Source organism: Nonomuraea sp. 3N208, from assembly GCF_052245935.1.
Taxonomy (GTDB): Bacteria; Actinomycetota; Actinomycetes; order Streptosporangiales; family Streptosporangiaceae; genus Nonomuraea.
This window is the reverse complement of sequence record NZ_JBQQBR010000020.1, coordinates 15,332-36,905: the sequence shown is the minus strand read 5'-3', so window position 1 is coordinate 36,905 and position 21,574 is coordinate 15,332. Positions and strand designations below refer to the sequence as shown.

Genomic DNA, 21,574 nt, shown 5'->3' with positions numbered 1-21,574 from the left:
CATCCATGGTCCGGTCCCGTATGGAAGACGTATGGCCGCTGTCGCCGCTGCAGGAAGGCATGCTGTTCCACGCATCCTTCGACGACGGCGGCCCCGATGTGTACCAGAGCCAGCGGACCCTCGACCTGGACGGGCCACTGGACGCGGCCCGGTTGCGCGCGGCCTGGGAGGCCGTTGTGGCCCGGCACGCGTCGCTGCGGGCGTGCTTCCGGTGGCGCGGGTCCGGGCAGGCCGTGCAGATCATCGTCAGCGACGCCCGGCCGCGGTGGCGCGAGGAGGATCTGTCCGGCCGCGGCTCCGCCGATCAGGTGGCCCGCGCGGTCGAGGAGTTGGCCGCGGGTGAGCGGGAGCAGCGCTTCGACCTGACGCGGGCGCCGCTGCTGCGGCTGCTGCTGATCAGGCTGGCCGAGAACCTGCACGTCCTGGTCATCACGAGCCACCACCTCATCATCGACGGCTGGTCCATGCCGCTGATCTTCAACGAGGTGACCGCCGTCTACTCGGGCGCAGAGCTGCCGCCGGAGCATTCTTTCCGGGAGTACCTGGCCTGGCTGGGTCGGCAGGACAAGGCGGCGAGCCTGGCCGCCTGGCGGGCCGAACTCGCCGGCGCGGAAGAGCCCACCCTGGTCGCCCCGGCCGATCCCGCCCGGGTGGCCGCCTTGCCGGAGAGCGTGATCACAGAGTTGCCGGCGACCCTCGCCAAGCTGCTCGCCGAGCTCTGCCGCACCTTCGACCTGACGCTGAGCACGGTGTTCCAGGCCGCCTGGGCGCTGGTGCTGGCGCGGCTGTCCGGGCGGACGGACGTGGTGTTCGGGACGACCGTCGCGGGTCGGCCCGCGGACCTGCCGGGCGTGGAGCGGATGGTGGGGATGTTCATCAACACCGTCCCGGTGCGGGCTCGGCTCGAGGGCGGCCTCGCGGTGCTGGATCTGCTGAAGAACCTGCAGAAGCAGCAGGTCGCCCTCATGGATCATCAGTACCTCGGCCTGACGGAGATCCAGAAGGCGGCGGGGCAGGGAGCGGTCTTCGACACCCTGGTCGTCTACGAGAACTACCCGCATACCTCCGGCGAGTCCGTGTCGGGCTCCCTCACCGTGCGGGCGAACCCGGGCCTGGAGGTCGCGCACTATCCGCTGACGCTGGTGGTGGCCCCGGTGGAAACGGGCGAGGTGGTGCTCAAGCTCGACCACCTTCCAGAGATATTCAGCCGGGAGACCGCCACCGCCATCCTCGGGCGCTTGACACTAATGCTGGAACAGCTGGCCGACCCCGGGATCACCGTGGGCGCGGTGGGCGGCGTGGCGGCCCCCGAAGAGCTCGAGCGCCTCTCCGGCTGGGCGGGAGACGGCACCGTCGAGACCGGCGCGGCGTCGGTTGTGGAGTTGTTCGAGGATCGGGTGGATCGGGCGCCGGGTGCGGTGGCGGTGAGCTGGCGTGGGGGTTCGCTGACGTATGGGGAGTTGCGGGGGCGGGCGGGCCGGTTGGCGGGGGTGCTGGCGGCGCGGGGGGTGGGTCGCGGGGATCGGGTCGCGGTGGTGATGGATCGGTCGGTGGATCTGCTGGTGGCGTTCTTGGGGGTATGGCTGGCGGGGGCGGCGTATGTGCCGGTGGATCGGGCGTATCCGGCGGATCGGGTGCGGTTCATGCTGGCTGATTCGGGGGTGTCGCTGGCGTTGTGTGACGAGGCGGCGGCCGGGGTGGTGGAGGAGCTGTTGCCGGGGGGTGTGGAGTCGCTGGTCGTGGGCGCTCTTCCGGGTGGCGGCCTTCCGGGTGGCGGCGTGGGTGGGCTGGTGCGGCCGGGGCCGCTGGATGTGGCGTATGTGATGTATACGTCGGGGTCGACGGGGGTGCCGAAGGGGGTGGCGGTTCCGCACGGTGCGGTGGCGGCGCTGGTGGGCGATCCGGGGTTGGAGGTCGGGCCGGGGGATGCGGTGCTGATGCACGCCTCCCACGCCTTCGACGCCTCGCTGCACGATATCTGGGTGCCGCTGGCCTGCGGGGCGCGGGTGGTGATCGCGGAGCCGGGGGTGGTGGACGGCGAGCGGCTGGCCGCCTACGTGGCCGACGGAGTGACCGTGGCACAGCTGACGGCCGGGACCTTCCGCGTGGTGGCCGAGGAGGCGCCGGAGTCGTTCGCCGGCCTCCGCGAGGTCGCCGCAGGTGGTGACGTGGTTCCGCCGGCGGCGGTGGAGCGGGTGCGGGCGGCATGTCCGCAGCTGCGGGTCCGGCATACCTACGGACCCACGGAGTCCACGCTGTACACGACCTGGCACGTGATCGAGCCGGGTGCGGCGGTCGGTCCGGTGTTGCCGATCGGGGGTCCGGTGGCGGGGCGGCGGGCGTTCGTGCTGGATGCGTTTCTGCATCCGGTGCCGCCGGGGGTGGCCGGTGAGTTGTATGTGGCGGGTGCGGGTCTGGCGTTGGGGTATCTGGATCGGCCGGGGTTGACGGCGGAGCGGTTCGTGGCCTGCCCGTGGGGTGGGCGGATGTATCGGACGGGGGATCTGGCGTATTGGACGGCCGATGGTGAGTTGGTGTTCGTCGGGCGGGTCGATGCGCAGGTGAAGATCCGTGGGTATCGGGTGGAGCCGGGTGAGGTGGAGGCGGCCCTGGTGGCGCAGCCCGGGGTGGGTGAGGCGGTGGTGCTGGGGCGAGAGGGCCGGCTGATCGGTTATGTGGTGGCCGGTCGGGAGGTTGATGCGCAGGGGTTGCGTGAGCGGTTGGGGAGGGTGTTGCCGGAGTTCATGGTGCCGGCGGCGGTGGTGGTGCTGGATGAGTTGCCGTTGACGGTGAACGGCAAGGTGGATCGGGAGGCGTTGCCGGATCCGGACTTCGCCGCGGCGGGGGGCGGGCGGGAGCCTCGCAGCGCGGCCGAGCGGTTGTTGTGTGAGTTGTTCGCACAGGTGCTGGGGCTGGATCGGGTGGGGGTGGAGGACGGCTTCTTCGCGTTGGGGGGTGACTCGATCACCTCGATGCAGTTGGCCGCGCGGGCCCGCCGGGCGGGTATCGCGCTGACGCCGCGGCAGATCTTCGAGCAGAAGACCCCGGAACGACTCGCCGCACTGGCCGACGGACCTGCCGGAGAGGCCGCTTGCCCGGGCATCGACGGCGGCGAGATCGCCATCGAGCTGACCGACCGGGATCACGCGCGGCTCAAGGCCTCGGTGCCCGAGCCGACGCACGTCTGGCCGCTCTCCCCCCTTCAGAGCGGCATGTTGTTCCACCGCGCCCTCGACGAGCAGGGCCCGGACGTCTATCAGACCCAGCGCGTCGTGGACCTGGCCGGGCCGCTGGACGAAGCCCGGCTGCGTGACGCCTGGCAGACCGTGCTGGCCAGGCATGACGCGCTCCGGGCGAGCTTCCATCAGGTGGAGTCCGGTCAGACCGTGCAGGTGGTCGCCGCTCACGCCCCGCTGCCATGGCGGACAGCCGACCTGTCGGAGCTCGACGACGGCGACGCGCAGGCCGAGATGGACCGGCTCCTCGCGGCGGATCGTCACGATCGGCTCGACGTCGCCACGGCTCCGCTGCTGCGGCTCCTGCTGATTCGGCTGGGTGACGATCGGCACCGGCTGGTGCTGACCTCCCATCACGCTCTGCTGGACGGCTGGTCGACGCCGATCGTGCTGGGTGAGGCGGCCACGGCCTACGCGGGCGACCAGGCCCTGCCGGCACCGGTCTCCTTCGGCACCTATCTCGCCTGGCTGAGCAGGCAGGACGCGGCGGCCGCGCAGGAGGCGTGGCGGGCCGAGCTCGCCGGGCTGGACGAGCCGACCCTGGTCGCACCCGCGGCGCCGAAGGCCCCGGGGCCGTCCGAGCGCTACGAAGAGTTCCTGGCGCCGGAGACGACGCAGGCGTTGCGGGAATTCGCCCGCCGCCACGAGGTGACGCTCAACACCGTCATGCAGGCCGCGTGGGCCCTGGTCCTGGCGCGGCTCACGGGCCGGCGCGACGTGGTGTTCGGCGCCGCGGTGTCGGGTCGCCCGGCAGAGCTGCCGGACGCCGAGCGCGTGGTGGGGATGTTCCTCAACACCGTTCCGGTGCGGGTACGGCTCCATGGTGCGACGCCGTTCGTCACGCTGCTGGCAGAGCTGCAGGAGCGACAGGCGGCGTTGATGGCGCACCAGCATGCCGGCCTGTCGGAGATTCAGAAGGCGTCGGGTCCCGGCGCGACGTTCGACACCGTCTTGATGGTGGAGAACTACCCGCGCAACGCGCCCTCCTTCGGCGGCGTCACGATCAGCGGCATGGCCACGCGGGCCGGGACGAGCTTTCCGCTGACCCTCGGCGTCGCTCCCGGCGACCGCCTCGGCCTCCGCACGACCTACCGGCCCGACCTGTTCACCCGCGACGAGGCCGCCGAGATCATCCGTCAGCTGATCGGGGTGCTGGAGCGGATACTGGCGGATCCGGCCGTCCCGGTGGGGCGCATCGGCATGCTCGCCGGCGGAGCGGACCTCGGCACCACGGCGGCCGCCACGGCGACGCTCCCGCCGGTCCCCGTGCTGCTCCACCGGCAGGCCGAGCGGCATCCCGACGCCGTGGCGGTGACGGCGGACGGGCGCAGCCTCTCCTACGCCGAGCTCGATGAGTCCGCCGGCCGGCTGGCGGCGTATCTGGCGGGCCGGGGAGTGCGCCGGGGCGATCGGGTCGCGGTGGCGCTCGGGCGCTCGGCGGATCTCGTCGTCGCGTGGCTGGGCGTGTGGCGGGCGGGCGCCGTGTTCGTACCGATCGACCCGGAGTATCCCGCCGCACGCATCGAGTTCATGATCCGGGACTCCCGCCCGGCGGTGGTGCTCTGTTCCGGGCAGACCCGGGACCTGGTGCGGGACCGGGACCCGATCGTCGTGGACGACCCCGCGGTACGGGCGGCCGTCGCGCAGGCCGATCCGCTGTCGGTGCCATGCGGTGGCGACGACCTCGCCTACGTGATGTACACCTCGGGGTCGACGGGAACGCCGAAGGGCGTCGGCGTTTCGCACGGCGCCGTGGCCGCGCTGGTGGGCGAGCCGGGCTGGCACGTGGGGCCGGGCGACACCGTGCTGGCGCACGCTTCGCACTCCTTCGACATCTCCCTGTACGAGATCTGGGTGCCGCTCGCGGCCGCAGCCCGCATCCTGATCGCCGGACCGGGCGTGGTGGACGCGGGGCGGGTGCGTGACGCGGTCGTCCAAGGCGCCACAGCCGTGCACCTGACCGCCGGTGCGTTCCGCGTGCTGGCCGACGCCGCCCCGGACTGCTTCGCCGGCCTTCGCGAGGTCCTGACCGGCGGGGACGTGGTGCCGCTCGAGGCGGTCGAGCGGGTCCGGCTGACATGCCCCGCCGTACGCGTGCGGCACATGTACGGGCCGACGGAGACCACGCTCTGTGCCACCTGGCAGGTGATCGAGCCGGATGCGGAGACCGGCTCCGTGCTGCCGATCGGCAGGCCGCTCGCCGGCCGGCGAGCCGTGGTGCTGGACCCGTTCCTCAACCCGGTGCCGCCGGGCATGATCGGGGAGTTGTACCTCGGAGGCGTCGGCGTGGCCCATGGCTACCTGGGCCGCCCCGGGCTGACCGCCGAGCGGTTCGTCGCGGCCCCCGGCGGCCAGCGGCTGTACCGCACCGGTGACCTGGCGAAATGGACGCGCGGCGGGGAGCTGATCTTCGCGGGCAGGGCCGACGCACAGGTGAAGATCCGTGGCTATCGGGTGGAACCCGGTGAGGTGGAGGCGGTGCTGGCCGCCCACCCGGCCGTGCGCACGGCGGTGGTGGTGGCCGACGACGGCCGGCTGATCGCCTACGTCCTGCCGCGTGACCAGGAGGACTCCCCGATCACAACGGCGCTCCTCGAGCATGCGAGGAGGGAGCTGCCGGAGTACATGGTGCCGGCGGCGGTGGTCGTCCTGGACACCCTGCCGCTGACGGTCAACGGCAAGGTGGACCGCGCCGCGCTGCCCGCCCCCCGCTTCGCCGCGCAGGCCACCGGAGACCTGCCGGGACGCGCGTACGGCAACGAGACCGAGCGGGTGCTCTGCGAGCTGTTCGCCGAGGTCCTGGGCCTGCCCGCGGCGGTGGGAGCCGAGGACAGCTTCTTCACGCTGGGCGGCGACTCGATCACCTCGATGCAGCTCACCGCCCGCGCCCGCCGCGCCGGCCTGCTCCTGCGGGTGGAGGATGTCTTCGAGCACGCGACGCCCGCCGGGATCGCGGCCGCGGCGCGGCGGGCGGACGAGGGGGCCGGCGCCGTCGAGGACGGCGCCGGCGAGATCGCGTGGACCCCGGTGATGCTGGATCTGATGGAGCTCGACAAGGAGTCGGTGCTCCACGGCGAGCTCGCCCAATGGGCGGTCGTGCGGGTGCCGGCCGAGTTGACGCAGGACGTGCTCACCGACGGCTGGCAGGCGGTCCTGGACCGGCATGACATGTTGCGGTCGCGGGTGGAGCCGGACGGGCGGCTGGTGGCCGCGCCCGTGGAGGCGGTGGCCGCCTCGACGCAGATCGAGCGGATCGAGGTGGACGCCGCCGTGACGGGCGACGACCTCGACGCCCATGCGCGCCGGCAGGCCCATGAGGCCACCGGCCGACTGGACCCGGCGGCCGGGGTCATGGCTCAGCTCGTCTGGACCGTGGGTGCGGCGGGGCGGGAAACGCGGCTGGCCATCGCGGTGCATCACCTGGCCGTCGACGGAGTCTCGTGGCAGATTCTGCTGCCCGACCTGCGTGCCGCGTGTGAGTCCCGGCAGGCCGGGCGGGCGCCGGACCTGGCGCCCGTGCCGACGTCGTTCCGCCGGTGGGCCCGGCTGCTGACCGACCAGGCGACCGAACGGGCCGGCGAGCTGGAGGCGTGGCGGTCGATCCTGGCGGACACGGACTCGCCGCTTGGCCGGAGGGCGCCGGAGCCCGGCCGCGACACGGCCGCCACCGCGCGGCGCCACTCGTGGACCGTCTCGGGACCGGAGGCGGTGAGTCTCGTCGACACCGCGACGGCGGCCTTCCACTGCGGCGTCCACGAGGTGCTGCTCGCCGCTTTCGCCGGCGCGGTGGCCATGGTGCGGGGCGCCGCGGTCACGGTGGAGGTGGAGGGGCACGGCCGCCGGCCCGCCGACGAGGCGGACCTGACCAGGACCGTGGGCTGGTTCACCAGCGTGCATCCGGTCCGGCTGGATGCCACCGGCCTCGATTACGGCCAGGCACAGGCCGGGGGCGCGGCGGCCGGGCAGCTGCTGAAGACGGTCAAGGAGCAGGTCCGGGCGTTCCCCGGAGACGGACTGGGATTCGGGCTGCTACGTCACCTGAACCCCGAGACCGCCCCGGTGCTGGCCGCCCTGCCGAGGCCACGGGTCGCGTTCAACTACATGGGACGATCCGCGGCGGCGAAGGCCGGAATGTGGCAGCCGGTGGACGCGATCGGCGGCAACGCCCACCAGGACATGCCCCTCCGGCATGTCCTGGACGTCGGCGCGGCCGTACGGGATGGCGTGGACGGACCCACCATGCACCTCACGTTGACCTGGGCAGGCGACATTTTGGAGGAGGCCGAGGCGCGGGCCCTGGGGCAGGCGTGGCTGAGCCTGCTGTCCGGCATCGCCGCCCACGCGGTCGCCCCGGGCGCCGGCGGGCACACCCCATCCGACTTCACACTGGTCGAGCTGGAGCAGGCCGAGGTGGACGAGGTGAGCGGGCCTGCCCTCGCGGACATCTGGCCGCTCTCGCCGCTGCAGGAGGGCCTGCTCTTTCACGCTGCCTACGACGCGAGCGGACGCGACGTCTACGAGAGCCAGCGGGTGCTGGACCTGACCGGCCCGCTGGACGCCGCCCGGCTGCGGGCGGCCTGGGAGAGCGTCCTGGCCCGGCACGACGCGCTGCGGGCGAGCTTCCATCAGCTCGGCTCCGGTACGGCGGTGCAGGTGGTGGCCGACCGCGTTGAGCTGCCCTGGCGCACCGTGGACGCGGGCAGCCTCGCCGAGGCGGAGCTGGCGGCGGCCGAGGAGCTGACGGAACGGCTCGATCTCGGCAACGCGCCGCTGCTGCGGGTGCTGCTGATCCGCCTGGCCGAACGGTGGCACCGCCTGGTGGTCACCAGCCACCACATCATCGCGGACGGATGGTCGCTGCCCGTGCTCTTCGGCGAGGTCAAGGCGGCCTACGACGATCCGGGTACGGCGCGGCCGGCGGCGTCCTACCGGACGTACCTGGAGTGGCTGGAGCGCCAGGACGTCGAGGCGGCCAGGGCCGCGTGGCGGGACGAGCTCGGGGATCTGGACGAGCCGACCCGCGTCTCGGCCGGCGAGACGGCGACGGTCGCGGCGCGCCCCGAGCGGCTGCGCTACGAGCTGACCGGGGAGCTGTCCGGCGCCATGAGCCGCCTCGCGCAGGCTCAGGGCGTCACCATGAACACCGTCCTGCAGGCGGCGTGGGCGCTGGTGCTGGCTCGGCTGACCCGGCGCACCGACGTGGTGTTCGGGATGACGACCGCCGGCCGCCCGGCGGAGTTGCCGGCAGTGGAACGCATGGTGGGCCTGTTCATCAACATGGTGCCGGTGCGGGTCAGGCTGCGTGGCACGACCACGGTCGCGCGGCTGCTGACGGAGGTGCGGGAGCGGCAGATCGCGCTCATGCCGCACCAGCATCTCGGGCTCGCCGAGATCCAGCGGACCGCGGGTCCCGGCGCGAGCTTCGACAGCACCGTGGTGTATGAGAACTATCCCCGCCCGCCGCTGGACTCTCCCGAACCGGACGGTCTGACGATGCGGCCGGCCGGCGTGCCGGAGGACGCCGGGCATTACCCGCTGACGCTGGTGGCCGCCTTCGACGACGGGCGGGTGGTCGGCGACCTGATCTACCGCCCGGACGCGTTCGGCCGGGAGCGTGCCGAGCTGGTCATGACGGCGCTGGTGCGGGTCTTGGAGCAGATGACCGCCGATCCGGCCGGCGCGGTGAGCCGGATCGGCCTGGACGGGCCGGGCGTGGATCCCGCCTGGACCTCGGGCGGCCCGCGGGCCGCGGGCGAGGCCCCGCTGGGTGAGCTGATCCGGCGGATCGCGATGGAGCGGCCGGAGGCCATCGCGGTGGTCGACGGCGACGGAGAGCTGACCTACGCCGAGCTCTTGGCCCGGGCGACCGGCCTGGCCGGGCATCTCGTCCGGCGCGGCGCCGGGCCGGAGCGGCGAGTCGGCGTGCTGGTGGAACGCGGCGCCGCCTGGGTCACGGCGGTGCTGGGCGTGTCGCTGGCGGGCAGCGCGGCGGTGCTGGTGGAGCCGAGCTACCCGCCCGAACGGCTCGACTGGATGATGTCCGACTCGGCGCCCACGGTGGTGGTGTGCTCCACCGCGACCCGGTTCCGGGTGCCCGCCGGCGTCGACACGGTGGTCGTCGACGCGGGCGTCGCGGACGGCCTCACCAGCGAGGTGCAGCTACCGGCGGTGACGCCGGAGCACGCCGCCTACGTGGTCTACACCTCGGGTTCGACGGGGCTGCCGAAGGGCGTCGTGGTCTCGCACGCCGGCCTGGGGAATCTCGCGACGGCGCAGATCGACCGCTTCGGGGTGACTCCATCGTCGCGCGTGCTGCTGATGGCGGCGCTGGGCTTCGACGCGGTCATGTCGGAGCTGCTGATGGCGCTGCTGTCGGGTGGCACGGTCGTAGCGCTGCCCGGGTACGAGTTGCCGCCCAAGACCGGACTCGCCGAGACCCTCCTCCGATGGGGGATAACGCACGTCACCGTGCCACCGAGCGTGCTGGCCACCGTGGTGGAGGAGTTGCCCGATGCGGTGGAGACGATCGTGGTGGCCGGCGAGGCGTGCGGGCCCGATCTAGTGGAGCGCTTCTCCCCGCGGCATCGCATGGTCAACGCCTACGGGCCGAGCGAGGCGACCGTCTGCTCGACAATGAGCAGGCCGCTCCCGCCGGGGGCGGAGGTGCCGATCGGCACGCCCATCGCCGGTGGCCGGTGCGAGGTGCTCGATCAGTTCCTGCGGCCGCTGCCGCCCGGCGTGACCGGGGAGCTGTACGTGGCCGGCGCGGGGCTGGCGCGCGGATATCTGAACCGCCCGGGGCTGACCAGCGCCCGGTTCGTGGCGGCCGCGGACGGGCAGCGCAGATACCGCACGGGCGACCTGGCGTACTGGACTCCCGGCGGTGAGCTGGTCTTCGTGGGCCGGGCCGATGAGCAGGTCAAGGTCCGCGGGTTCCGGGTGGAGCCGGGGGAGATCGAGGCCGCCATGACCGCGCACCCCCACGCTGCCCAGGCGGCCGTGGTGATGTGGCGGGGGCGGCTGGTGGGCTACGTGGTCCCGGCTCCCGGCGGTATCACCGTCGATGAGGTGCGCGAGCACCTCGCCGCCCGGCTGCCCGGGCACATGGTGCCGGCCGTGATCATGGTGCTCGAAGCCCTTCCCCTGACCCCCAACGGCAAGGTGGACCGCAAGGCTCTCCCGGAGCCGGAGTTCGCCGCCGGAGGCGAGGACGCGGAGCGAGCGACGGGCGCGCCGGTCACCGAGACCGAGCGGGCGCTGTGTGACCTGTTCGCGGAGGCGCTCGGGGTCGATCGGGTCGGTGCGGACGACAACTTCTTCGACCTCGGCGGCGATTCGATCATCTCGATGCGGCTGGCCGCCCGGGCACGCCGCTCGGGGTTGACGATCAGCCCTCGGCAGGTGTTCGAGGAGAAGACTCCAAGGAGGCTCGCCGCGCTGATCGACGCGGCCCCACCGCCTCCCGCACCCGATGCCGGCGCGGCGGCCGTGCCGTCTGGCGCCCCGCTCGTGGATCTCACCGGGGACCAGCTGGCCGAGCTCGAGGCCGCACTGGGCGCGGGGCCCAACCATGACGACGCACCGGGCGCGGGGCCCAACCATGACGACGCACCTGACGAGGGAGCACAGCGATGAGCAGAATCGAGGACGTCTGGCCGTTGTCGCCGCTGCAGGAGGGCATGCTGTTCCATGCGGCCCTCGGCGCACCGGACGAGGGCGCCGATGTCTACACCGTGCAGACGGCCTTGGAGATCGACGGTCCGCTGGACGCGGAGCGGCTGCGTGAAACGTGGCAGGCCCTGGTCGCCCGGCACCCCGCCCTGCGAGCCTGCTTCCGCTACGTCAGCGGAGCGCAACTCGTCCAGGTCGTGGCGCGCGAGGTCAAGATTCCCTGGCGCGAGAGCGATGTGGTGGGAGAGGACGAGCCCGAGCGGGCCGCTGACCGGATCGCCCGCGAGGAGCTGGACCGGCGGCTCGATCTGACCGTCGCCCCGCTGCTGCGGCTGGCGCTGATCCGCTTCGGTCCCGAGCGGCATCGGCTGGTCATCACCAACCATCACGTGCTGCTCGACGGGTGGTCGATGCCGATCATCTTCGGCGAGATGGCCATGATCTACCGGGCCGGAGGGGACGCCTCCGGATTGCCGCCGGCCGCCTCCTACCGGGACTATCTTGACTGGCTCTCCCGGCAGGACAAGAACGCGGCCCGGGCCGCTTGGGCGGAGGAGTTCGCCGGTGCCGATGAGCCGACGCTGGTGGCGCCGGTGGATCGCATCCGTGTTCCGCGCAGCGACACCGTCGTCACCCATGTGTCCGGCGAGCTCACCGGTTCGCTGTCCGCGCTGGCACGCGGCCTTGAGGTGACCGTGAACACCGTCGTCCAGGGCGCCTGGGCGATGTTGCTGGCGCAACTCGCCGGCCGTACCGACGTGGTGTTCGGCGCGACCACCTCCGGGCGCCCGGCGGAGTTGCCCGGGGTGGAGCAGATGGTCGGCATGCTGCTGGGCACGGTGCCGGTGCGGGTCCGGCTGCGCGGCGCCACCCCCATCGCGGAGCTGCTCAAGAGCCTGCAGGGACGGCAGACGGCGCTGATGGACCATCAGCATCTGGGACTCGCGGAGGTGCAGCGGGTCGTCGGCCCGGGCGCGGACTTCGACACGCTCGTGGTCTTCGAGAACTTCCCGCACGACGGCCCGGATCCGGACCCGGGCCCGGATCGGCGCGGCGATGTCGTCTTCCGCCCCTCCGCCACCGGCCGGAACACCTCTCACTATCCGCTGACGCTGGTGGCGGCGCCGGGGGAGCCGATGCTCGTACGGCTGGAATACCAGACCGGGGTGATCGATCGCGGTACGGCGATCTCGCTGCTCGACCGATTCGTCGCCATGCTGGAACGAATGGCCGCCGATCCGTCGGCACCGCTGGCCCGCCTGGACACGGCCGGTCACCTGTCGCGCGGCGGGACGGTCCCCGAGCGGATCCGAAGGCGGGCGGAGATCCAGCCCGACGAGATCGCGGTGCGCGACGGGGATCGCCGGCTGACCTACGCGGAGCTGGAGCAGGAGTCCGGCCGGCTGGCCGGCTACCTGGCCGGGCTGGAGGTGACCCGCGGTGACCGGATCGGCGTGGTGATGGAGCGGAGTGCGGACCTGCTCGTGACGTTCCTGGGCGTGTGGCGGGCCGGGGCGGCCTTCGTCCCGATCGACGTGGGCTATCCCGCGGATCGAATCGCCCTGCTGCTGCGGGATTCCGGGGCCTCACTGGTGATCGGCACCCGGGACGCCCGCAATGTCCTGCCGCCCGGGAGTGACGCCCTGACCATGGACACCCCGCAGGTGCGGGCGGCGGTCGCGGCCTCCGAGCCGGTGACGGTAGGGGTCGGGCCGGACGATCTGGCCTACGTCATGTACACGTCGGGATCGACCGGCACCCCGAAGGGCGTGGCGGTCCCGCACGGCGCCGTGGCCGCCCTGGCCGCGGATCCGGGCTGGTCGCTGGGCCCGGGCGACCAGGTGCTCATGCACGCCTCGCACGCCTTCGACGCCTCGCTGTACGAGACCTGGGTACCGCTGGTCGCCGGCGCCCAGGTGGTGATCGCGGAGCCGGGCCCGGTGGACGCCGCGCGGCTGCGCGCCGCGGTGGCCGAGGGCGTGACCGCCGCGCACCTCACCGCCGGGGTTTTCCGGGTGCTCGCCGAGACCACGCCGGAGTGCTTCACGGGCCTGCGTGAGCTGCTGACCGGCGGGGACGTGGTGCCGCCTGGCGCGGTCGCCCAGCTGCGGCGCGCCTGCCCCGAGGTCCGGCTCCGGCACCTGTACGGTCCGACGGAGACGACGCTCTGCGCCACCTGGCACGTGATCGAACCGGGCGAACCGGTGGGCGGCACGCTGCCAATCGGGCGTCCGCTCCAGGGCCGCCGGGCCTATGTCCTGGACGCGTTCCTGCGGCCGGTGCCGCCGGGCTTCACCGGTGAGCTCTACCTGGCCGGAGCCGGGCTCGCCTGCGGCTACCTCGGCCGCGCGGCCGCCAGCGCCGAGCGCTTCGTGGCGGTGCCCGCCTCGCTTCCCGCCGCGTCCGCGGGTGAGCGGATGTACCGGACCGGGGATCTGGCCAGGGTGACGGCCGGTGGCGAGCTGGTCTTCGCCGGCCGCGCCGACAACCAGCTGAAGATCCGTGGCTACCGGGTGGAGCCCGAGGAGATCGAGGCCGCCCTCACCGCCGAGCCCTCGGTCGCCGAGGCGCTCGTACTCGCCCGGGATGACCTCGGTGAGCGCCGCCTGGTCGGGTACGTCGTGCCAGCCGGAGGCGAGGTGCCCGTCGAGGAGATCCGGGGCAGGCTCGCGGAGCGTCTTCCCGCTTACCTGGTCCCGTCGGCGATCGTCGTCGTCGCGGCCTGGCCGGTCACCGCGCACGGCAAGGTCGACCGGCGGGCGCTGCCGGCCCCGGGCCCCGGCGAGCGGGCCGCCGGGCGGGACCCCGTCGGCGAGGTCGAGGAGCGGCTGTGCGCGCTGTTCGGCGACACCCTCGGCGTGGCGGACATCGGCGTCACGGACAACTTCCTGGAGCTGGGCGGCACCTCCACCCTCGCCATGCGCCTGGTCGCGCGGATCCGGGAGGAGCTCGGCGCCGAGCTGCCGATCCGGCAGCTGTTCTCGACGCCGACACCGGCCGGTCTCGCGCGGGCGATGGCCGCCAAGTCGCGTCCGGTGCTCGGGCCGGGCCGGCGCGCGGACCTGGACCCGGATGGCCCGCTGCCGGTCACGGCGCGGCAGCGCCGCATGTGGCTGCTCTCCCGGATCGGCGATGAGGCCGAGGGGCTGCACGTGCGCGTCGCCCTGCGGTTGCGGGGCCGGCTCGACCGCGATGCCCTCGCGGGCGCGCTGGGCGATGTCGGCGGGCGACATGAGATCCTCCGGACCCGGTTCCCCGGCTCGCGGCGGGACGTGCGTCAGGAGATCCTGGACGCCGAGACCGGCCGCCCGCCGCTGGAGATCTGCCCCGCCACCGAAGACGAGCTGCCCGGACTGCTGGCGGATCGCGTCGGCCGCCACTTCGACCTGACCGGCGAGGTGCCCTGGCGCGCGCACCTGTTCTCGCTCACCGACCGGGAGCAGGTCCTGCTGGTGGTGGCACACCGGATCGCCGCCGACGAGGAGTCGGTGGACGTCCTCGTCCGCGACCTGGCCGCGGCGTACGGCGCACGCCGGGAAGGGCGGATCCCGGAACGGGCCCCGCTGGCTCTGCAGTTCGCCGACTACGCGCTCTGGGAGCGGGAACTGCTCGCCGGAGCGGACGAGCGGGACAGCCTGATCTGGGACCAGATCGAGTTCTGGCGGGACAAACTCGCCGACGGTGACGCCGATCCGGCGGACACGAGCTCGCCGCTGGCCGGACGGGCTCGGCCCATGCTGCCCTCACGCCGGGCCGGCTCGGTGCCGCTGCGGTTGCCCGCCGACTCCCATGCCCGGCTGCTGCAGGCGGCGCGGTCGGCCGGCGCGACCATGTTCGCCGCGGTCCACGCCGCCCTGGCGATGCTGCTGTCGCGCCTGGGCGGAAGAAAGTCGGTCACGATCGGCACCCGGTTGCCGCGCGATGAGGAACAGACCGGCCTGGTGCCCATGGTCGGGCCGTTCTCGCGGTGGCTCGCCCTGCCCGTCGACCTGTCGGGGGATCCCGCCTTCACCGAGCTCCTCGGCCGGGCGCGGGACGTGAGTGAGGATGCCCATCGCCATCAGGACCTGCCGTTCGAACGGCTCGCCGAGCTCATGGTGCCGGTCCCGTCGATCACTCGGCACCCGATCTTCCAGGTGGCGCTGCAGCTCGACGAGGACGACGTCCGGCCGGAGGACTCCTGGGCACTGCCGGGGCTGCGGACGTCGCTGATGCCGATGCCCGAGGAGGCGATGGAGCTCGATCTCTGGCTCAAGCTCCTCGACTGCCGGACCGACGAGGGGGACGCGGACGGCCTGGTGGGCTCCCTCGTCTACGCGGAGGATCGCTTCGACCGGGCCACCGCCGAGGCGCTCACCCAGCGGCTCGTCGCCCTGCTTGAACAGGTCGGCGCCGCACCGGAGGTCCGCTTGTCCCAGGTCGACGTGCCCGGATCGGAACGGCCCGCCGTGTCGGGCGCGGCCGATCCGCAATCGGCCAGGCGCTGGACCGCCGCCGCGAGCTCCCGGACGCAGGACCTGGAGATGCTCCTGCCCTTGCGTGCGGGCGGCGCGGGTGAGGGAGCCGGGAACGGCCGGCGCCCCTTGTTCTGCGTGCACCCCAGCATCGGCTTGAGCTGGGCGTACACCCCGCTCCTCAGGCATCTGCCGGCGAACCTGCCCGTCTACGGCATCCAGGCGCGCGGCATCGCGCGAGAGGAGCCGTTGCCGCGCAGCGTCGAGGAGATGGCGGCCGACTACGTCGAGCTGATCCGCGGCGTCCAGCCGTCCGGACCCTACCAGCTGCTCGGCTGGTCCTTCGGCGGCAAGGTCGCCCAGGCGATGGCGACCCGCCTGGAGGAAGAGGGGGCGGAGGTGAGCCTGCTCGCGCTGCTCGACGCCTATCCCGTATCCGTGGGTCAGTCGCCGCTGGGCGGTCTTGATTCCCCGCCGGGCGACCGTCCGGCCGGCGATGACGCGCACGCCCTCGCGGAGCACCTGGGCGCGGCCCTCGGCGCCGAGGTGCGGGCGCGGCTGCGCCGGGTGATGGGCAACATGGGAGAGATCTCGCAAAGCTACCGGCCGCGTGCGTCGCGCGGGGATCTGCTGCTGTTCGCGGCCACTGCCGGCCGGCCCGCCGGATCGGCCGAGGAGGCCTGGAAACCCCTGGTGGGGGGCGCGGTCGAGACGCACCGCGTCGCCGCCGACCACTACACCATGCTGGAGCCGGCGTCGCTCGCCGAGATCGGCCGCGTCGTCGCCCAGAAGATCGAGAGATGAGGAGAGCACCATGACCAACCCGTTCGATGACGTGGACGGCACCTTCTTCGTGCTGGTCAACGATGAGGGGCAGCACTCCCTGTGGCCGGTCTTCGCCGAGATCCCCCAGGGGTGGACGGCGGTGTACGGCGAGGCCGGCAGGCAGGAGTGCCTGCAGTACGTCGAGGAGCACTGGACCGACATGCGGCCCAAGAGCCTCGTCGCGCAGATGGACGGGCGTTCGCCGGACGCCCGGGCCTGAGTCGGCCGCGGCGTGGCGCGGCACCGCGACCTGCGGTCCAAGTGCGCGTCATCGCCGGTTGGACACCTTGAGAGTGGGGAACCCCCCGGAAAGCATGGCACCCATGGTCGCGCCGGAGCACAGAGTCCTGCATCTGAGAGACCGACTTGATCTGGCCGCCGAGCTGAAGCTGTTGTGCGAGAGGGGTCCGCTGGTCCGGATCCCTCTCGAGGACGGGTCGGCGGTCCACTGGTTCGCGCTGGGTTATGAGGTGGTGCGCGAGGTCCTGGGGTCGGAGAAGTTCGACAAGCGGGTGATCGGCACCCATTTCAACCACCAGGAGATGGCCCTGCCGGGCAATCTCCTGCAGCTCGACCCGCCGGAGCACACGCGGCTGCGGCGGATGGTGGCGCCCGCCTACAGCGTCCGCCGGATGCAGGCGCTGGAGCCGCGGGTTCAGGCGATCGTCGACGACCATCTGGACACGATGGCGGGCACGGGTCCGCCGGTCGAGTTCCTCAGGGAGGTGGCGGGGCCCCTGGCCTCCCGCGTCGCCTGCGAGTTCCTCGGCATACCCCTCGACGATCGCGGCGAGCTGATCCGGCTCACCGCACACCGGGGAGGCAAGCGGCGGCGGGTGCTCAACGGGCACGCGTACCTGGCCTACATGCGGGAGCTGGCGGCCCGGCTCCGCCGCGACCCGGGGGAGGGGATGCTGGGGGTGGTGGCACGGGATCACGGCGCGGACATCTCCGACGAGGAGCTCGCCGGACTCTGCGCGGTGGTCATGAACTCCAGCGTCGAGCAGACCGAGAGTTGCCTGGCGGCGGGGACGCTGCTCCTCCTGGAGCATCCCGAGCAGTTCGTCCTGCTGCGGGAGAGGCCCGAGCTGGGCGAGCAGGCGGTTGAGGAAATCGTCCGGTATCTGTCCGTCTTCGAGGGGCTCGACCCGCGGACGGCCACCGAGGACGTCGAGATCGGCGGTCAGGTGATCAAGAAGGGTGAGGCGGTGTTCTGCTCACTGCTGGCCGCCAACCGGGCGGACGCGGCCCGGGACGGGTTCGACATCACGCGGAAGGAATCCCGGCACGTGGCCTTCGGCCACGGCATCCATCACTGCCTCGGCGCGCCGCTGGCGCGGATGGAGTTGCGGATCGCCTTCACGACGCTGGTGAGGCGCTTCCCCTCCCTGCGGACGGCCGTGCCGGCGGAGGAGATCAGGTTCCGCCCGCCGAGCTCGAACGTCTTCACGCTGCTGGAACTGCCGTTGACCTGGTGAACGGCGCCGTCCGCAATGGGCGGACGCGTACGGAAAGTTGCCCGAGAACCTCTGTGAAGGAGCTGTGATGACGGATGTGACGCCAGGCTTTGTGGTCGATGAGGCGACACAGGTGGTGACCCCGGAGCCGGACTTCATCATCACCAGGAAGCACCTGGAACCGACGGATAGCTTGCGGGCGCTACGGAAGAGGGGAGCGCTGTTGAAGATCAACGGCCATGCCCTCGGCTCGCTGGACGTGGACGGGACGGCCTACATCTGGCTGGCCACCGGGTACGACGTGGTGCGGCGGATCCTCGGGGACTACGAGAACTTCAGCACCCGCCGCCGCCTGACCGCCGGCGAGCCCATCGACGGCACCGGCGTGACCCCGGTCAAGGAGCTCGTCGGGCACCTGATGAACCTCGACCCGCCCGAGCACACGCGGCTGCGGCGGATGCTGACGCCGGAGTTCACGCTCCGCCGGATCCGGCGGCTGGAACCGGTGATCAGCGAGATCATCGAGGATCACCTGAACCTCATCGAAGATGCCGGGCCGCCCGCCGACCTGCAGAGCATGTACGCCGAGCCGGTTGGCGGCGCGACGCTCTGCGAGCTGATCGGGGTGCCGCGCGACGACCGCGCCGAGTTCCTCCGCCGCTGCGGCCTGCACCTCGACATGAGCCGCGGCAGCAAACGGCGCGCGGCCGACAGCATGGCGTTCAACGGCTATCTCGACCATCTGATCGGGCTTCAGCGCAAGCAGCCCGACGACGGCTTCATCGGCATGCTGGTGCAGGAGCACGGCGATGACGTCACCGACGACGAGCTGCGTGGCATGATCACCGTGGTGCTGCTCGCCGGCCTGGACAACATCTCGGGGATGCTCGGACTCGGGGTGCTGGCGCTGCTGGAGCACCCCGAGCAGATTCCGGTCATCTTCGAGGATCGGGCCGTCACGGACCGGGCGGTCGACGAGCTGACGCGCTACCTGTCGATCACCTTCCAGCCGACGCCGCGGATGGCGCTGAACGACGTGGTCGTGGACGGTCAGACGATCAAGGCTGGTGAGATCGTCGTCTGCTCGCTGCCCATGGCCAACCGCGACGAGGCCCTTATCCCGGACCCTGACGTCCTTGATCTCAGGAGGCAGATCGCCGGGCATGTCGGCTTCGGGCACGGCGTGCACCACTGCCTGGGCTCGTCGATCTCGCGGGTGGTGCTGCGACTGGCCTACCAGGCGCTCTGGCGGCGCTTCCCGGACCTGCGGCTGGCCGTGCCCGCGGAAGACATCGTGTTCCGCAAGGCGATCACCCACGGGGCGAAGCGGCTCCCGGTCACCTGGGGGCCGTCAGCCGCGACCTGACGAGCGCGGCGAGCCGTGCCACGCCCTCCTCGATCAGCTCCGGGGTGAGCAGGCTGATCGACAGCCGCAGCTGATTGATCCCGCCGGCAGCCGAGTCGAGGCCGCCGTAGAAGTGATGCATCGGCGTGAACAGGACGCCGAAGTCTCTGGCCGCGTGTTCGAGCAGTGCGTCGTCGACGGCGAACGGCACCGTGACGGTGATGAAGAACCCGCCGGTGGGGGAGTTCCAGCTGACCCCGGGGCAGTCGCCGAGCCGGCGGGTGAGCGCGTCAAGCGTGTGGCCGAGGTTGCGCCGGTAGACGGCGGCCTCCCTGGCGTTGGCCCGGGCGAGGCTGTGGTCGTGCAGCAGCAGCTTCCCTCCGATCACGGCTTGGGCGATGGGGGAGGTGTTGACGGTGAGCATGCCCTTGAGCTTGGACAGCGCGTCGGCGAATCCGCCGACGTCGGAACCGCTCGAGGTCAGCGGCTGGTCCGCGACGACGTATCCGACGCGGGCGCCGGGCATGCCGGACTTGGCGAAGGAGCCGAGGTACACGACGCGGTTGGCCCGATCCAGAGCCTTGAGCGCCGGGAGCCGCTCCTCCCCGAACAGCCCGTAGGCGTTGTCCTCCAACAGCAACAGGCCGGTCGCCTCGGCGATCTCCAGCAGCCGGTGCCGGGTGGCCAGATCCAGGCTGACGCCCGTGGGGTTGGCGAAGTTCGGCGTCAGGTAACAGCCCCGGACGCGCAGCCCCTGCTCCCTGGCGACCTTCACCTGTTCGAGGAGGTGGTCGGTGTCTATGCCGTGCTCCGTCGACCGCACGGGCCACACCGGCATCTCGGCGAGCAGTGCCGCGCCGCTGAGGCCGACGTAGGTGGGGGCGGGCGCCAGCAGCACGTCACGCTCGCTTGCCCGGAGCGCTCGCAGCACCAGGAAGATCCCCTCCTGGAAACCCACCGTGACCACCACGGACGCCGGGTCGATGTGGATGTCCTCGTCTTCGGAGAGGTGGCGGGCGATGAGATCGCCGATCACTCCCTTGGTCGTGCCGTACTGGAAGAGGGTGCGGGTGACGCCGGCGTCGTCCATCCCCCGATCCCGCCGCAAATGGTCGCAGAAGGCGTCCAGGTATTCATGTATCAGTTTGACGTCGAAGAATTCTTCGTACGGTCGTCCGGCGGCCATCGAAATGGCTTGGGGATACTTATCGGCGATCTCGTTCAGCAAGTTCATGGACGCGATCGAGGGATCGGTGAGTGAATTGTGCAGCGTTTCCATGCCCAATTTGCCTTTTGAAAATGATTCGGTGGCCATGGTGCCCGAGAATCCACTCCGGGCGTTCCAGCTGTCAAGTCCGGCCTATTGACGATGACCGCCGGAATTCCATGAATGGAAATAACATCCGCTACTGCCGCGAAGGGTGAGATCCATGCCCGCGTCACAGGTCAAGCAGGTACTCAGAAGCAAGCTCAGGACATGGGGGTGGATGTACCGATGACGGCCGTAGCCGAGCGCCCCGCACCCGCCGTGTCGACCGGGATCACCGCGATCACGGGGGTGGGCACCGCCACCAGCGGCACCTCCTACACCCAGGCCGAGCTCCTGGACCTCCTCGGCGTCGAAGACCCGAAGATGAGGTCTCTCTTCCTGAACAGCGCCATCGAGCGACGGCATCTCACACTCCCGCCGCCGGCCGCCGGCGGGGGCCGGGCGGCGGAATCGCAGGGCGACCTGCTGGAAAAACACAAGCGGGTCGCCGTCGAAATGGGCTGCGAGGCCTTGGAATCCTGCCTGAAATCGGCGGGGGCGACCCTCGCCGACCTGCGCCACCTGTGCTGCGTCACCTCGACGGGATTCCTCACCCCCGGACTGTCCGCCCTGATCATCCGCAGGCTCGGCATAGACCCCCACTGCAGCCGCGCCGACATTGTCGGCATGGGTTGTAACGCCGGCCTGAATGCGCTGGGAGTGGTCTCGGGCTGGTCCGCCGCCCATCCGGGCGAGCTGGGCGTGGTGCTGTGCAGCGAGGCGTGCTCCGCCGCGTACGCCCTCGACGGCACGATGCGCACCGCCGTGGTGAACAGCCTGTTCGGCGACGGGGCCGCGGCCCTAGCGGTGGTCGCCGGCGACGGTCCCGCCCAGGGGCCGCGTGTGCTGAAGTTCGAAAGCATCATCATCACCGACGCGGTCGATGCGATGCGCTATGACTGGGATTCGGCCGGGGGCCGGTTCAGCTTCTTCCTCGACCCGCAGATCCCCTATGTGGTGGGTGCGCACGCCGAGCTCGTCGTCGACCGCCTGCTGTCCGGCACGGGCCTGCGCCGGGGCGACATCGGCCATTGGCTGGTGCACTCCGGCGGCAAGAAGGTCATCGATGCGATCGTCATCAATCTCGGCCTCACCAGGCACGACGTGCGGCACACCACCGGAGTGCTGCGGGACTACGGCAACCTGTCCAGCGGCTCCTTCCTGTTCTCCTACGAGCGGCTCGCCGAGGAAGGCGTGACCCGCCCGGGGGACTACGGCGTCATGATGACCATGGGGCCCGGCTCCACTATCGAAACGGCGTTGATCCAATGGTGAGC

The 21,574-nt window shown here is 71.9% G+C and carries 7 protein-coding genes; 6 read left to right on the top strand and 1 reads right to left on the bottom strand.

Annotated features, from left to right (window positions below; genetic code table 11):
- Nucleotides 1-5 precede the first annotated feature (5 nt).
- The 5 genes from ACTWPT_RS28780 (at nt 6) to ACTWPT_RS28760 (ending at nt 19,009) form a co-directional block, all read left to right on the top strand.
- On the top strand, nt 6-10,871 hold the full coding sequence (locus ACTWPT_RS28780) for an amino acid adenylation domain-containing protein (RefSeq protein WP_443180595.1): 10,866 nt from the start codon (nt 6-8) through the stop codon (nt 10,869-10,871).
- Entirely contained in the window at nt 10,868-16,165 is a 5,298-nt protein-coding gene (locus ACTWPT_RS28775; RefSeq protein WP_443180594.1) for an amino acid adenylation domain-containing protein, read from the top strand. Before ACTWPT_RS28780 ends, ACTWPT_RS28775 begins: the two co-directional genes overlap by 4 nt.
- 10 nt (nt 16,166-16,175) lie before the next feature.
- Nucleotides 16,176-16,406 (top strand): MbtH family protein, encoded by a 231-nt coding sequence (locus ACTWPT_RS28770; RefSeq protein ID WP_080045619.1) that lies wholly within the window; start codon nt 16,176-16,178, stop codon nt 16,404-16,406.
- Between the two features lie 103 nt (nt 16,407-16,509).
- Entirely contained in the window at nt 16,510-17,664 is a 1,155-nt protein-coding gene (locus ACTWPT_RS28765; protein WP_443180593.1) for a cytochrome P450, read from the top strand.
- Between the two features lie 67 nt (nt 17,665-17,731).
- Nucleotides 17,732-19,009, top strand: coding sequence for a cytochrome P450 (locus ACTWPT_RS28760; protein ID WP_443180592.1), 1,278 nt, complete (start codon nt 17,732-17,734; stop codon nt 19,007-19,009).
- Here ACTWPT_RS28760 and ACTWPT_RS28755 read toward each other — a convergent pair.
- Complete coding sequence (locus ACTWPT_RS28755; protein ID WP_443180591.1) at nt 18,981-20,222, bottom strand: aminotransferase-like domain-containing protein; 1,242 nt, start codon at nt 20,220-20,222, stop codon at nt 18,981-18,983. The two genes, ACTWPT_RS28760 and ACTWPT_RS28755, sit on opposite strands and share 29 nt — an antisense overlap.
- Nucleotides 20,223-20,483: 261 nt before the next feature.
- Here ACTWPT_RS28755 and dpgA point away from each other — a divergent pair, with 261 nt between their 5' ends.
- Nucleotides 20,484-21,572: a 3,5-dihydroxyphenylacetyl-CoA synthase DpgA gene (gene dpgA, locus ACTWPT_RS28750; protein ID WP_443180590.1), complete on the top strand. Its 1,089-nt coding sequence runs from the start codon at nt 20,484-20,486 to the stop codon at nt 21,570-21,572.
- Nucleotides 21,573-21,574: the final 2 nt, after the last annotated feature.